This window comes from Trinickia sp. EG282A, from assembly GCF_040965455.1.
In the GTDB taxonomy this organism is placed as follows: domain Bacteria; phylum Pseudomonadota; class Gammaproteobacteria; order Burkholderiales; family Burkholderiaceae; genus Trinickia; species Trinickia symbiotica.
Genome location: NZ_JBFRCC010000003.1, coordinates 919,400 through 933,136, shown reverse-complemented (window position 1 = coordinate 933,136; position 13,737 = coordinate 919,400). Strand labels below are relative to the sequence as shown.

Here is a 13,737-nt window from a genome sequence, read left to right as displayed (position 1 = left end):
GGCTGCTGGCTCCGCTCGGGGGCGGACTTGTCCAAATGGTGAATTCGAGCCCGGGTTGATGGCAGAACGCTCGATAAGAGTTTCGAGACGGATATGCTGGCAATTCTCGCCGAGCATGGCGACCCCGACCCACTGAGATCGACCCAGTTCGCTCATGACCGCACCGACGAAAGAAGATTTCGAGCTACACCTGCGCCACTTGGACGATAGGCTCGAGGCGACCGCCAGGCTCTTCGACGAAAGGCTGGACTCGCATAGGAAACTGTTCGATGAGCGCGTCAACAGTGAGCGCGCCCAGCTTGCGCAGTGGCGCGAGGCGCAACAAAAGTTGATGGATGAACGGGATGTGCGTTTTGGGACAGTGTTGGAGGAATTTCGGAGCGAGTGTGCTTCCGCTCGCGCCGAGGCGGCGCAGCATGCTCGAAGTCTCAAGATTTTTATGGTGACGACCGCGATCGCGACCGTGGGTAGCATTGCGACTTTCAATGCCACCGTGCTGTCGAACATGGTGGCGTCGTTCGACTCGGGCAGAACCTTGGCAGCCTCGCTCGCTGAAACCACCAGTGAGTTGAAGCAAATCCAAAACGATGTAACAAAGACTCGGCAGGAAGTGCAGGAGCTGGTGCAGAGTCTCAAAGCAGACGTCGGATCGAAAAAGCCGTAGCGCGGCTGCAGCGGTAGCCAGCAGGCCGTTTGCCGCGCAGGCAACTGCCGCACGATTTCTTCTTGCCCGGACAGACGAAAAAAACCCGCGATGCGTCGAGCTATCGCGGGTTTCATGAGGACTTCTTCGAAGCGGAATCTGGTGGAGCCGGCGGGAATCGAACCCGCGTCCGCAAATAGTCCACAGCCAGTTCTACATACTTAGTTCTGTCATTTGATTTAACCGCACCGACGCGGACGAACACGCTTCGTTACGGCGAGTCGCTAGATTTTCGGCTCCGGCCTCGCGACGCTGCCGGAGATTAGCTGACGTGAATGACCTCGCTGGTCTTGCGACCCTAGCCCGTCAGCGAGCCAGTGCGAGGTTGGCGGGGTTTAAGCCGCCAATGCGTACGTTTCGTCGTTCGCAGTTACTTAAGTTCCCATTGATTTACGAGGTGACGGGTCCTCGGTATGCCCTGCACTGCTTCGTTATCCACGTCGAAACCAGGTCGGCCCCGGTCGAAGGATGAATTATCCCACAGAACGCAAGATGGTGCGCCCCCTCGGGAATTCAAGAGCGCGGTGAGGGAAGCCGAGGGCCCTCGATCGCCGGCGTCTTCGGTTCAGGCGCGACAGTTGAGCCCGGCGAGTAGCCGCCGCAACTGAACCGGCGAGTCGACGATATGCTGCGCGTGCCACATCGCCGGCGGCAGGTCGGTGCCGCAATAGCCGTAGGCCGCCGCGACTGTCACCATGCCGGCGGCGAAGCCCGCCTGAACATCGCGCAGGTCGTCGCCCACATAGACGATGATGTCGGGCCGCATCGCCAGCACCTCCGCCGCGTGAAGCAGCGGGGCGGGATGAGGCTTCGCGTGAGGCGTCGTGTCGCCGGCAACGACGCAGTGCGCCCGGCTTGCGAGCCCCAGTCGTTCGACGAGCGGCATTGTCAGCCGACCGACCTTGTTCGTCACGATCCCCCAGCGGATATCGCGCGCGTCGAGCTCGTCGAGCAGTTCGGCGATGCCGGGAAAGAGCGTCGTCTCGATGCAGAGATCGGCCTCGTAATTGGCGAGAAACTCCTCGCGCATCGCCGGGAATTCTCGATGCTCGGGCCCGATCCCGAATGCGCCGCCGATGAGCCCGCGCGCACCTGCCGAAGCGAGCGGTCGCAACTGCTCGAGCGGCACCGTGTCCAGTCCGCGATCCGCGCGCATTTTGTTCGCGGCGGCCGCGAGATCGGGTGCCGTGTCGGCCAACGTGCCGTCCAGATCGAACAGAACGGCCCGGCAAAGATCGATGGGGCCGACGCCAAGGCGCGGATCGGGTTGGGGAATCGGTTGATTCATGGGAAGTAGGGCGTGAAAAGCGGGAAGGCGACGGCCGCCGGCTCGAGCCTGCGGCCACGCTTGTGCCTCAACCGTCGCGGCGGCAGGCAAACATATAGTTGACGCTCGTATCGTCCGAGAGCCCGAAGCGCTTGCCGAGCGGCCGATACGTGATGCCTTTGAGGTCGGCAGCGGTGAGCCCCGCGGCCCGAGCGAAGGCCGCCAGCTCGGACGGGCGGATGAAACGCGCATAGTCGTGCGTGCCTTTCGGCAGCATCTGGGCGATGTATTCGGCGCCGATGACCGCGAAAAGGTACGACTTGACGTTCCGGTTCAGCGTCGAGAAGAAGACCCATCCGCCCGGCTTGACGAGCGTGGCGGTGGCTTTCACGATCGCGGCCGGATCGGGCACGTGCTCGAGCATTTCCATGCACGTGACGACGTCGTAGCTCGCCGGCTCTCGCGCCGCGAGCGCCTCGGCCGAGATCTCCTCATACTCGACGGAAACCCCGCTTTCAAGACTATGGAGATCGGCCACGCCGAGCGCTTCCGACGAAAGATCGATCCCTTTGACTTGCGCGCCGAGCCCCGCCATCGATTCGGACAGGATGCCGCCGCCGCAGCCGATATCGAGAACACGCTTGGCCGGAAGATGCGCATGGGCGTCGATCCAGCCGAGCCGAACGGGATTCAGCTCGTGCAGCGGCTTGAACTCCGCGTTCGGATCCCACCAGCGATGAGCGAGATCGCTGAATTTCTGGAGCTCATGGGGATCGGCGTTCGTCATAGGTTCGAAGGGAGTCAAAGCCTGCGGTCAGTTCCGAGTATATCGAGGCTCGTGCGCTGACAAAAGCAAACCGGCGCCAACTGACGGCGCAACGGCGCCCACGCGCGGAAATGATCGGGAAAGCCGGCCCGGCGACGGTGGCCGGCAGAAAAAAACCCCGCCGAGGCGGGGTTTTGCCGCAAGACGCCCGCAAGGGCGCCATTGCTTCTGTTATTACTGACCTTGCTGCACTTGCTTCGTGCCGACGACTTCGACTTCCACGCGGCGGTTCGGCTGCAGGCAGGCCTTCAGAGCGGCCGTGACCTTCTTGCCCGCGCATTCCTTGACCGGATTGCGCTTGCCCTTGCCTTCCGTGTAGATCTTGTTCGCCGGGATACCCTTGCTGACCAGGTATGCCTTCACAGCTTGCGCACGACGCAGCGACAGACGGTCGTTGTACTTGTCCGAACCGATGCGGTCCGTGTAACCCGTGGCGACGACCACTTCGAGGTTCGTGTTTTGCAGCTGGCTCGCCAGATCGTCGAGCTTGGCCTTGCCTTCCGGCTTCAGGACAGCCTTGTCGAAGTCGAACAGCGTGTCAGCCGAGAACGTGACCTTTTGGCTCGTGATAGCCGGCGGCGCGGGCGGCGGAGCGACCGGCGGCGTCGGGGCTTGCGCGACGAGAGCGCCGTCGCACTTGGCGTTCGCCGTTGCCGGCGTCCAGAAAGCATCGCGCCAGCAAAGCTCGTTCGTGCCGTTCATCCACACGTATTCGCCGGTGCCGTTGACCCAGTTGTCATTCGTGGCTTGTCGCGACGCCGGCACGGACTGTGCCGAAGCGGATGCAGCCATGACTGCGGTAGCTGCAATGAACGCGAGCTTTGAAAGTTTATTCATATTTCTCCTCTCGAAATTGAGATTACCGCAGGTTTACTGCGAGCTTTGATGACAAAGACTAGTCATACATTGCTCGAAGTATAACATCGGTGCAGCGCAGAAACGGGCGGCCATGCAGACACTTCGAGCAGCGTCTAGCCGAGTGCGTTGGCATTTTGCCATATCGTTCCCTTCTTACGAAAAAAAAGTTCCCCGACGTTGGGCCGTCTCATTCGAATGTGGTGCATCAGCAACAGCGAAGCAGGACGGGCGTTTGCGGGCGGTGCGCCTGGGCACGGTCCGTGCCAGCGCGGAAGAAAATTCGACTCGCGGCGCGCGCGCCGGGTGAGTCAAATCTTCCGACGGACACGCTGCACGCCGCACGGGTCGCGGCTCGCGAAATGCCTCGACAACGCCTTCCCGACTTTCCTCAATGGGGGATACGTACCCGCGGCGGGCGGGCGTCTGCCGCGTGTTAGAATCGCGTGATGCCCGGCGCTCGCTTGGGCCGTGCGGGAACGAACCGGATTGAGGCGACTCTAGGCGGTCGGACAAAGGTCGGCGCATCCTGCCGGCCGTCGTCGAAACGCCTGTCCGGGCTCGTCCTCGCCTGAACAAGACACGGATAATGGATCAATTCGCCAAAGAGACTCTGCCCATCTCCCTCGAGGAGGAAATGCGCCGCTCGTACATCGAGTACGCGATGAGCGTCATCGTGGGGCGCGCGCTTCCCGACGTCCGGGACGGCCTGAAGCCCGTGCACCGGCGCGTCCTCTACGCGATGCACGAGCTCAACAACGACTGGAATCGCGCCTATAAGAAGTCGGCGCGTATCGTCGGCGACGTTATCGGTAAGTACCATCCGCACGGCGATCAGGCGGTCTACGACACGATCGTGCGCATGGCGCAGCACTTTTCGCTGCGCTACATGCTCGTCGACGGGCAGGGCAATTTCGGTTCGGTCGACGGCGACAACGCCGCGGCGATGCGGTACACCGAAATTCGCATGGCGAAGATCGGCCACGAGCTGCTCGCCGACATCGATAAGGAAACGGTCGACTTCGGACCGAACTACGACGGCAGCGAGAACGAGCCGCTGATTCTGCCCGCGCGCATTCCGAACCTGCTGATCAACGGCTCGTCGGGCATCGCGGTCGGGATGGCGACGAACATTCCGCCGCACAATCTCGGCGAGGTCGTCGACGCCTGCCAGCATCTTCTGAAGAATCCGGCCGCGGGCATCGACGAGCTCCTGGAAATCATCCCGGCGCCCGATTTCCCGACCGGCGGCATCATCTACGGCCTCGCCGGCGTGCGCGAGGGCTACCGCACGGGCCGCGGGCGCGTCGTGATGCGCGCGAAGACGCATTTCGAGGAGATCGACCGCGGCCAGCGCATGGCGATCATCGTCGACGAGCTCCCCTATCAGGTCAACAAGCGCTCGCTGCTCGAGCGCATCGCCGAGCTCGTCAACGAGAAGAAGCTCGAGGGCATTTCCGATATTCGCGACGAGTCCGACAAGAGCGGCATGCGCGTCGTGATCGAGCTCAAGCGCGGCGAGGTGCCCGAAGTCGTCCTCAATAATCTGTACAAGGCGACGCAGCTCCAGGATACGTTCGGCATCAATCTCGTCGCGCTCGTCGACAACCAGCCGAAGCTCCTCAATCTGAGGGAAATGCTCGAGGCGTTCCTCTCGCACCGGCGCGAGGTGCTCACGCGGCGCACCGTCTACGAGCTGCGCAAGGCGCGCGAGCGCGGCCACGTGCTCGAGGGCCTGGCGGTCGCGCTCGCGAACATCGACGAATTCATCGCCATCATCAAGGCGGCGCCCACGCCGCCGATCGCGAAGCAGGAGCTGATGGCGCGCGCCTGGGATTCGTCGCTCGTGCGCGAGATGCTGACGCGCGCCGAAACCGACAATGCGGCGGCGGGCGGGCGCGAAGCCTACCGGCCCGAAGGGCTGAACCCGGCGTTCGGCATGCAGGGCGACGGGCTCTACAAGCTTTCCGATACGCAGGCGCAGGAAATTCTGCAGATGCGCCTGCAACGCCTCACGGGCCTCGAGCAGGACAAGATCATCGGCGAGTATCGCGAGGTGATGGCGCAGATCGCCGATCTGCTCGACATTCTCGCGCGCCCCGAGCGGATCACGACGATCATCGGCGACGAGCTCGCCGCGGTGAAGGCCGAGTTCGGCGATGCGCGCCGCTCGACGCTCGAGCTCAACGCGACCGAGCTCAACACCGAGGATCTGATTACGCCGCAGGATATGGTCGTCACGATGTCGCACGCGGGCTACGTGAAGTCGCAGCCGCTTTCCGAATATCGGGCGCAAAAGCGCGGCGGGCGCGGCAAGCAGGCCACGCAGATGAAGGAAGACGACTGGATCGACACGCTCTTCATCGCGAATACGCACGACCACATTCTCTGCTTCTCGAACCGCGGACGCGTCTATTGGGTGAAGGTCTACGAGGTGCCGCAAGGCTCGCGTAATTCGCGCGGGCGGCCGATCGTCAATATGTTCCCGCTGCAAGAAGGTGAAAAGATCAACGTCGTCTTGCCGGTCAAGGAATTTTCGGCCGACAAATTCGTTTTCATGACGACGTCGCTCGGCACGGTGAAGAAGACGCCGCTCGAGGCTTTCAGCAGACCATTGCGCAAAGGTATTATTGCCGTCGGGCTCGACGAGGGCGATTATCTGATCGGCGCCGCGATCACGGACGGCCAGCACGATGTGATGCTGTTCTCCGACGCGGGCAAGGCGGTGCGCTTCGACGAAAACGACGTTCGCCCGATGGGCCGCGAGGCGCGCGGCGTGCGCGGCATGCAGCTCGAGGAGGGGCAGCAGGTCATCGCGATGCTCGTGGCGGGCAGCGAGACGCAGTCGGTGCTGACGGCAACCGAGAACGGCTACGGCAAGCGCACGCCGATTGCCGAGTACACGCGGCACGGCCGCGGCACGAAGGGGATGATCGCGATCCAGACGTCGGAGCGCAATGGCAAGGTGGTCGCGGCAACGCTCGTCGACGCCGAGGACGAAATCATGCTGATCACGACGACGGGTGTGCTGATCCGCACGCGCGTCTCGGAGATCCGCGAGATGGGCCGCGCGACGCAGGGTGTTACACTCATCAGCCTTGACGAAGGCACGAAACTCTCCGGTCTTCAGAAGATCGCCGAAGCGGACGCGGATGCGGAAGGCGCCGAGGACGGCAACGGCGAGGGCGGCGAAGCCTGATCGACACATGGATGGACGTCTCGCCGAACGGCGTTTTGCGCTCGGCGGACAGTACTCGGCCATGACGCGCGAATGGCGGGGGAGAGGGCCGCGCAGCGTAAGCTGCGAGCCACGCGCGCGAGAAAATCGACTTATTTTTTAGAGGGAGTGAAGATGCAACGACGTTTCAAGCAATGGATGCTGCTGGCCGCCTTCGTGCCGACCTTCGCGATGGCGCAAGCGCTCCAGTCGCAGCAGTCGGCTCCGGCGGCGCCGGCACCGGCCGCCGATGCGAACGATCCGGCCAAGCAAGGCGCGATCAAGGAACTGCTTGCCGCGATCGACGCGCAAAAACTCGTCAGCGCGATCGGCAACAGCGCGCAGATGCAGGCAAAGCAGCTCGTTCCGGCGATTCTGTCGGACGCGTTGACCGAGAACAAGACGATGACCGATAAGCAGAAGCAGGCTGCCGTGCCCGCTCTGCAGAAGAACGCGGTGCCGAAGCTCGTCGACTCGGCCGGCCAGGTTTTCGCGAGCGACCAGTTCCGCCAGGACGCGATGCAGGCTCAATATGAAGCCTACGCGAAGTACTACACGACGCAGGAAATCAAGGACCTGACGACGTTCTACAAGAGCCCGACCGGCCGCAAGTTCATCGAGGTGCAAGACCAGGTGGGCCGCGACGTTGTGAACGGCCTCATGCAGAAGTACATGCCGCAATCGATCAAGGCGACGCGCGATCAGGCCGACAAGGAAGTCGCGGGAGTCAAGCCGGCGGCCAAGTAAGCCGGGCGGCGAGCAGCATCGGCCGCTCTCGGGCGGCCGTGGTCGTGGCGACGGCTGGGGCTGCGGCACCCTGCCCGACGTGCCTTGGGCCTTCCGAACGGAGGCTTTGGCGCCAGGCATCAGGCGCGTTCCGTCGTCGTTTATACGGCAGTGCGATAAAATGGTCGTTTGCGCGATATGCGCGGACGGCCATTTTTCTTTTTTCGACTGCATCGGCCTCTCGCAGCCGGGCCTGTCGGCGCCAAGCCGTCCGCATTCGCCGCAGCGCTTCACCATCGATCTCAGGGGTTTTTCACGATGCGCGTCTTCAACTTCGCTGCCGGGCCGGCCGCCATGCCGGAGGAGGTCCTGCGTCAAGCGGCCGAAGAAATGCTCGATTGGCACGGCAGCGGCATGAGCGTGATGGAGATGAGCCATCGCGGGCGCGAGTTCATGTCGATCCACGAAGAGGCGCTGAGCGATCTGCGCGAGCTGCTCGAAGTGCCCGCGAGCCATCACATCCTTTTCATGCAGGGTGGCGGACTGGCCGAGAACGCGATCGTCCCGATGAACATGCTCGGCTCGCGCAAGACGGCCGATTTCGTCGTGACGGGCTCGTGGTCGAACAAATCGTTCAAGGAGGCGGCGAAGTACTGCACGCCGCACCTCGCCGCGAGCGGCGAGACGTCCGACGGCTTCACGCGCGCGCCGCGGCGCGCCGAATGGCAACTGTCCGACGATCCGGCGTACGTCCATCTCTGCACGAACGAGACGATCCACGGCGTCGAGACGTTCGACATCCCCGATCTCGGCGACATACCGCTCGTCGCGGATGTCTCCTCGCACGTGCTGTCGCGCCCGCTCGATGTCGCCAAGTTCGGCGTGCTGTTTGGCGGCGCGCAGAAGAACATCGGCATGGCGGGCGTGACGCTCGTCGTCGTGCGCGAGGACTTGCTCGAGCGGGCGCTGGCGATCTGCCCGTCGGCGTTCGAGTGGAAGACCGTCGCCGCGAACAACTCGATGTACAACACACCGCCCACCTACGCGATCTACATCGCGGGGCTCGTCTTCAAGTGGCTGAAGCGCCAGGGCGGCGTGCGGGCGATCGAGGCGCGCAACGTCGAGAAGTCGAAGCTTCTTTACGACACGATCGACGCGAGCGACTTTTATATCAACAAGGTCGAACGCGCTTCGCGTTCGCGGATGAACGTGCCGTTCTTTCTCGCGGACGAGTCGCGCAATGAAGATTTCCTTGCCGGCGCGAAAGCGCGCGGGCTGATGCAGCTGAAGGGCCACAAGTCCGTCGGCGGCATGCGGGCGTCGATCTACAACGCGGTGCCGCTCGAAGGCGTCAAGGCGCTCGTCGAGTATATGAAGGAATTCGAAAAGGACCGCGCATGACGCGCGAAACCGGGCGCGCGCCGGATGCATCGCGTGTCGATCCGCCGGATGGCGATCGACGCGAGGGCACCGGCCGCATGCCGACTTTCGACATGGCCGTTTCACGCATGGACGACGAACTGAATTCAAAATTGAAGCCGCTGCGCGACCGCATCGATGCGATCGACGAGCAGTTGATTGCGCTGCTCAACCAGCGTGCGGCGATCGCGCTCGAAGTGGGCGAGGTCAAGAAGGACTACAACGCACCGGTGTTTCGGCCGGAGCGCGAGCAGCAGGTCATCGCGCGTCTGCAGCGGATGAGCGGCGGGCCGCTCGCCGACGATCACATCGACGCCATCTGGCGCGAGATCATGGCGGCGAGTCGTGCGCTCGAGCGGCCAATTACCGCGGCGTTTCTCGGTCCGCTCGGCACCTATAGCGAAGAAGCGGTGCATGAGTATTTCGGGCATTCGATCGAGGGCGTGCCATGCCTCACGATCGACGAGGTGTTTCGCGCCGTCGAAGCGGGAAGCGCGGAATACGGCGTCGTGCCCGTCGAGAACTCGAGCGAGGGAGCCGTCGCGCGTACGCTCGATCTGCTCTTGCAGACGCAGCTCTTGATCGGCGGCGAAATCGTGCTGCCGATCCGCCACAACCTGCTCACGCAAGGCGGCGGTGTGACCGGCGTCACGCGCGTTTGCGCGCATGCGCAGTCGCTCGCGCAGTGCCAGCGCTGGCTCGCCGCGAATCTGCCGCATGTCGAGCGCCAGGCCGTGTCGAGCAACGCGGAAGGGGCGCGGCTGGCGGCGGAAGATCCCGGTGTCGCCGCCATCGCCGGCGAGCGCGCCGCCTCGCGTTACGGGCTGCAGATCGTCCATGCGGCGATTCAGGATGATCCGCACAACCGCACGCGTTTCGTCGTCATCGGCCGTGCGCCGGCCGGCGTGAGCGGCTACGACCTGACTTCGCTGATCGTCTCGGTCAAAAACGAGCCGGGTGCCGTCTTCAAGCTGCTCGAGCCCCTCGCGAAGCACGGCGTCTCGATGACGCGCTTCGAATCGCGGCCCGCGCGCATGGGGACGTGGGAGTACTACTTCTATATCGATGTCGAGGGCCATCGCGACGATGCGTCGGTGGCGGCGGCCCTCGCCGAACTCGGGACAAAGGCGGCGTTCCTCAAAATTCTCGGCTCGTATCCGCGCTCGCGCTGAAGCGCGCGCCGCCGCCATCCACGATCCATTCCGTACTCAGTCGAGAGAGACGTTTGCCCTGGAGACATATATGACCATGCAATACGGCCCTTCCTACGTGCGCCAGATCGCGCCCTACATCGCCGGCAAGCCGATCTCGGAAGTCGCGCGCGAGTTCGGGCTCGACGAGGCGCGCATCGTGAAGCTCGCATCGAACGAGAATCCGCTCGGCATGCCCGACTCGGCGAAGGCCGCCATGGCGGCGGCCGTGGCGGAGCTGGGCCGTTATCCCGATTCGAATGCCTTCGAGCTGAAAGAGGCGCTCGCCAAGCGATACGAGGTGCCGGCCGAGTGGATCACGCTCGGTAACGGCAGCAACGACATCCTCGAGCTCGCCGCGCATGCGTTCGTCGAAAAAGGGCAATCGATTGTCTACGCGCAATACTCCTTCGCCGTTTATGCGCTTGCGACTCAAGGGCTCGGCGCACGCGCGATCGTAACGCCGGCCGTCAAGTACGGTCATGACCTCGATGCGATGCTGCGCTCGATCGAACCCGACACGCGCCTCATCTTCATCGCGAATCCGAACAACCCGACCGGCACGTTCATCGAAGGGCCCGCGCTCGAGGCGTTTCTCGAGAAGGTGCCGAAGAACGTCGTCGTCGTGCTCGACGAGGCCTACACCGAGTACCTGCCCGTCGAGAAGCGCTACGACTCGATCGCCTGGGTGCGCCGCTATTCCAACCTGCTGGTCTCGCGGACTTTTTCGAAGGCCTACGGCCTCGCCGGGTTGCGCGTCGGCTTTGCGATCGCGCAGCCTGAGCTGACCGATTTGCTGAACCGTCTGCGGCAGCCGTTCAACGTCAATACGATCGCGCAGGCCGCCGCCGTTGCCGCGCTCGGCGATCGCGCGTTCCTCGAAAAGAGCGCCGCGCTGAACGCGGCCGGCTATCGGCGCTTGACCGAGGCGTTCGACAAGCTCGGACTCGAGTACGTGCCATCGTTCGGCAACTTCGTGCTCGTGCGCGTCGGCAATGACGACGGCGCGGGCGCGCGCGTCAATCTCGCGCTGCTGAAGGCGGGCGTGATCGTGCGGCCCGTCGGCAACTACGGGTTGCCGCAGTGGCTGCGCGTGACCATCGGCCTGCCCGAGGAAAACGAGGCGTTCATCGCGGCGCTCGAGCAGGCACTCGCGGTGGGCTGAGCCGTCGTGACTTCATTCACTTTCGAGAAACTCGTCATTTTCGGCGTCGGCCTGATCGGCGGCTCGCTCGCGCGCGCGTTGCGCGAAGGCGGGCGGGCGGCGGCGGGCGGCATCGTCGTCGGCGTCGGCCGCTCGCTCGCCACGGCCGAGCGGGCGAAGGCGCTCGGCGTCGTCGACGAGGTCGCGGCGCTCGACGACGACGACGCTTTGCGCCGCGCGCTTGGCGGGGCCGACCTCGTCCTCATCGCGGCGCCCGTCGCTCAGACCGAGCCGCTGCTCGCGCGGATCGCGCCGTTTCTCGGCGAGACGACGCTCGTCACCGATGCCGGCAGCACCAAAACGGACGTCCTGGCGGCCGCGCGCGCGGCGCTCGGCGCGTCGATCGCGCGGTTCATACCGGGTCATCCGATCGCGGGCCGCGAGTCGAGCGGCGTCGAGGCGGCGCTGCCCGATCTTTATGTCGGGCGCAACGTCGTGCTGTGCCCGCTCCCCGAGAACCGGTCCGCCGACGTCGCGCGCATCGAGGCGCTTTGGCGGGCCGCCGGCGCCGAAGTTCGGACGATGGAAGCCGCGCAGCACGACCGCGTGTTCGCGTCGGTCAGCCATCTGCCGCATCTGCTCTCGTTCGCGCTCGTCGAGCAGATTCTCGGCGAGCCCGACGCGGCGTTGAAGTTCTCGTTTGCCGCGGGGGGCTTTCGCGACTTTACGCGGATCGCGGCTTCGAGCCCCGAAATGTGGCGCGACGTTTGCTTGGCGAACCGGACTGCGCTGCTCGCCGAGCTCGACGGCTACGCGGCCGTGCTCGCGCGGCTGCGCGCGGCGATCGTGGCCGGCGACGGCGCCACGCTCGAAACTGTCTTCACCCGCTCGCGCGAGGCACGTGCCGCGTGGCAGGAGCGCGGCGCCCAGGCTTCCGGCCCGGCCGGCGATCTCGCCGCCAAATGAATCGATCCGGAACGATCCGGAGCAGACCCGAACAGGACCCGACAGATATGGACTTTCTCGACCTCGGACCGTATTCCCATGCCGAGGGCACCGTCAGGCTGCCCGGCTCCAAGAGCATCTCCAACCGCGTGCTGCTGCTTGCCGCGCTCGCCGAGGGCGAAACGACGATCTCGAACCTGCTCGATTCCGACGATACGCGCGTCATGCTGGACGCGCTCGCGAAGCTCGGCGTTCGATTCGTGCGCGAAGGCGACACCTGTGCCGTAACGGGCACGCGCGGCGCATTCACGGCGAAGTCGGCCGATCTCTTTCTCGGCAACGCGGGTACTGCGGTGCGGCCACTGACGGCCGCGCTCGCCGTCAACGGCGGCAACTATCGCGTATTCGGCGTGCCGCGCATGCATGAGCGGCCGATCGGTGACCTCGTCGATGGCTTGAGGCAGATTGGCGCGCGCATCGACTACGAAGAAAACGAAGGCTTTCCGCCGCTTCGGATCCGCCCGGCGGAGATTGCGGTCGACGGCCCGATCCGCGTGCGCGGCGACGTGTCGAGCCAGTTCCTGACGGCACTGTTGATGACGCTGCCGCTCGTGCGTGCGAAGCGGCCGGCGGGCGAGGCGGGCAGCGCGCCCGAGGTCGCTTCGAGCGCGGGAGCGGGCGTCGGCGAGCGGGTCGACATGATCACGATCGAAGTCGACGGCGAGCTGATCTCGAAGCCCTATGTGGAAATCACGATGCGTTTGATGGAGCGCTTCGGCGTGATCGTCGAGCGTGACGGGTGGCGGTGTTTCCGCGTGCCGGCCGGCGTGCGCTACAAGTCGCCGGGCTCGATCATGGTCGAAGGCGATGCATCGTCGGCTTCGTATTTTCTCGCGGCCGGCGCGCTCGGCGGCGGCCCCGTCCGTGTCGAGGGCGTCGGGCGCGCGAGCATTCAGGGCGACGTCGAGTTCGCCGAGGCGCTTGCGCAAATGGGCGCCAACGTCTCGATGGGCGAGGACTGGATCGAGGTGCGCGGCGTCGGCCACGACGACGGCCGGCTCCAGCCCGTCGACATGGACTGCAATCTGATTCCCGATGCGGCGATGACGCTCGCCGTCGCGGCGCTCTCCGCGCGCGGCGTCACGCGCTTGCGCAACATCGGCAGCTGGCGCGTGAAGGAGACGGACCGCATCGCGGCAATGGCGAACGAGTTGCGCAAAGTCGGCGCCACGATCGAGGAGGGGCCCGATTACATTGCCGTCAGGCCGCCCGCGGCGCTCACGCCCAATGCGGCGATCGACACCTACGACGACCACCGGATGGCGATGTGCTTTTCGCTCGTGAGCCTCCTCGGGGTGCCGGTGCGCATCAACGATCCGAAGTGCGTCGCGAAGACCTTCCCCGACTACTTCGACCGCTTCAAGACGCTCGTCGCACCGTGACCG

General features: G+C 64.6%; 11 protein-coding genes and 1 other RNA gene. 8 read left to right on the top strand and 4 right to left on the bottom strand.

Annotation, left to right across the window (positions count from 1 at the left end):
* The first annotated feature begins 154 nt into the window (after positions 1–154).
* Complete coding sequence (locus AB4Y31_RS18695) at positions 155–664, top strand: hypothetical protein (RefSeq protein WP_368675184.1); 510 nt, start codon at positions 155–157, stop codon at positions 662–664.
* A gap of 139 nt (positions 665–803) precedes the next feature.
* Here the strand turns inward: AB4Y31_RS18695 and ssrA are convergent.
* The 4 genes from ssrA to ompA all read right to left on the bottom strand — a co-directional run bounded on the left by ssrA (position 804) and on the right by ompA (position 3,633).
* Positions 804–1,162, bottom strand: a transfer-messenger RNA (tmRNA) gene (gene ssrA, locus AB4Y31_RS18690).
* Positions 1,163–1,268: 106 nt separating this feature from the next.
* Positions 1,269–1,991, bottom strand: a complete 723-nt coding sequence (locus AB4Y31_RS18685) for an HAD-IA family hydrolase (protein WP_368675183.1) — start codon at positions 1,989–1,991, stop codon at positions 1,269–1,271.
* Between the two features lie 67 nt (positions 1,992–2,058).
* Positions 2,059–2,757 carry a bifunctional 2-polyprenyl-6-hydroxyphenol methylase/3-demethylubiquinol 3-O-methyltransferase UbiG gene (ubiG, locus tag AB4Y31_RS18680; protein ID WP_368675182.1) on the bottom strand — a complete coding sequence of 233 codons (699 nt, stop codon included), beginning with the start codon at positions 2,755–2,757 and terminating at the stop codon, positions 2,059–2,061.
* A 213-nt stretch (positions 2,758–2,970) separates the two neighbouring features.
* Positions 2,971–3,633 (bottom strand): outer membrane protein OmpA, encoded by a 663-nt coding sequence (gene ompA, locus AB4Y31_RS18675; RefSeq protein WP_107152935.1) that lies wholly within the window; start codon positions 3,631–3,633, stop codon positions 2,971–2,973.
* 607 nt (positions 3,634–4,240) lie between these two features.
* Between ompA and gyrA the strand changes: the two genes are divergently transcribed.
* From gyrA to aroA, 7 genes are all read left to right on the top strand, one after another.
* Positions 4,241–6,850 (top strand): DNA gyrase subunit A, encoded by a 2,610-nt coding sequence (gene gyrA, locus AB4Y31_RS18670; RefSeq protein WP_368675181.1) that lies wholly within the window; start codon positions 4,241–4,243, stop codon positions 6,848–6,850.
* Positions 6,851–7,003: 153 nt separating this feature from the next.
* Positions 7,004–7,615 carry a DUF2059 domain-containing protein gene (locus AB4Y31_RS18665; RefSeq protein ID WP_368675180.1) on the top strand — a complete coding sequence of 204 codons (612 nt, stop codon included), beginning with the start codon at positions 7,004–7,006 and terminating at the stop codon, positions 7,613–7,615.
* A gap of 297 nt (positions 7,616–7,912) precedes the next feature.
* Entirely contained in the window at positions 7,913–8,995 is a 1,083-nt protein-coding gene (gene serC / locus AB4Y31_RS18660; protein ID WP_368675179.1) for a 3-phosphoserine/phosphohydroxythreonine transaminase, read from the top strand.
* 107 nt (positions 8,996–9,102) lie between these two features.
* Positions 9,103–10,185 carry a prephenate dehydratase gene (gene pheA / locus AB4Y31_RS18655; RefSeq protein ID WP_368675339.1) on the top strand — a complete coding sequence of 361 codons (1,083 nt, stop codon included), beginning with the start codon at positions 9,103–9,105 and terminating at the stop codon, positions 10,183–10,185.
* A 70-nt stretch (positions 10,186–10,255) separates the two neighbouring features.
* Positions 10,256–11,368 (top strand): histidinol-phosphate transaminase, encoded by a 1,113-nt coding sequence (gene hisC, locus AB4Y31_RS18650; RefSeq protein WP_368675178.1) that lies wholly within the window; start codon positions 10,256–10,258, stop codon positions 11,366–11,368.
* Between the two features lie 6 nt (positions 11,369–11,374).
* Positions 11,375–12,313, top strand: coding sequence for a prephenate dehydrogenase (locus AB4Y31_RS18645; protein ID WP_368675177.1), 939 nt, complete (start codon positions 11,375–11,377; stop codon positions 12,311–12,313).
* Positions 12,314–12,360: 47 nt separating this feature from the next.
* Positions 12,361–13,734, top strand: coding sequence for a 3-phosphoshikimate 1-carboxyvinyltransferase (gene aroA, locus AB4Y31_RS18640; protein WP_368675176.1), 1,374 nt, complete (start codon positions 12,361–12,363; stop codon positions 13,732–13,734).
* The last annotated feature ends 3 nt before the right edge of the window (positions 13,735–13,737 follow it).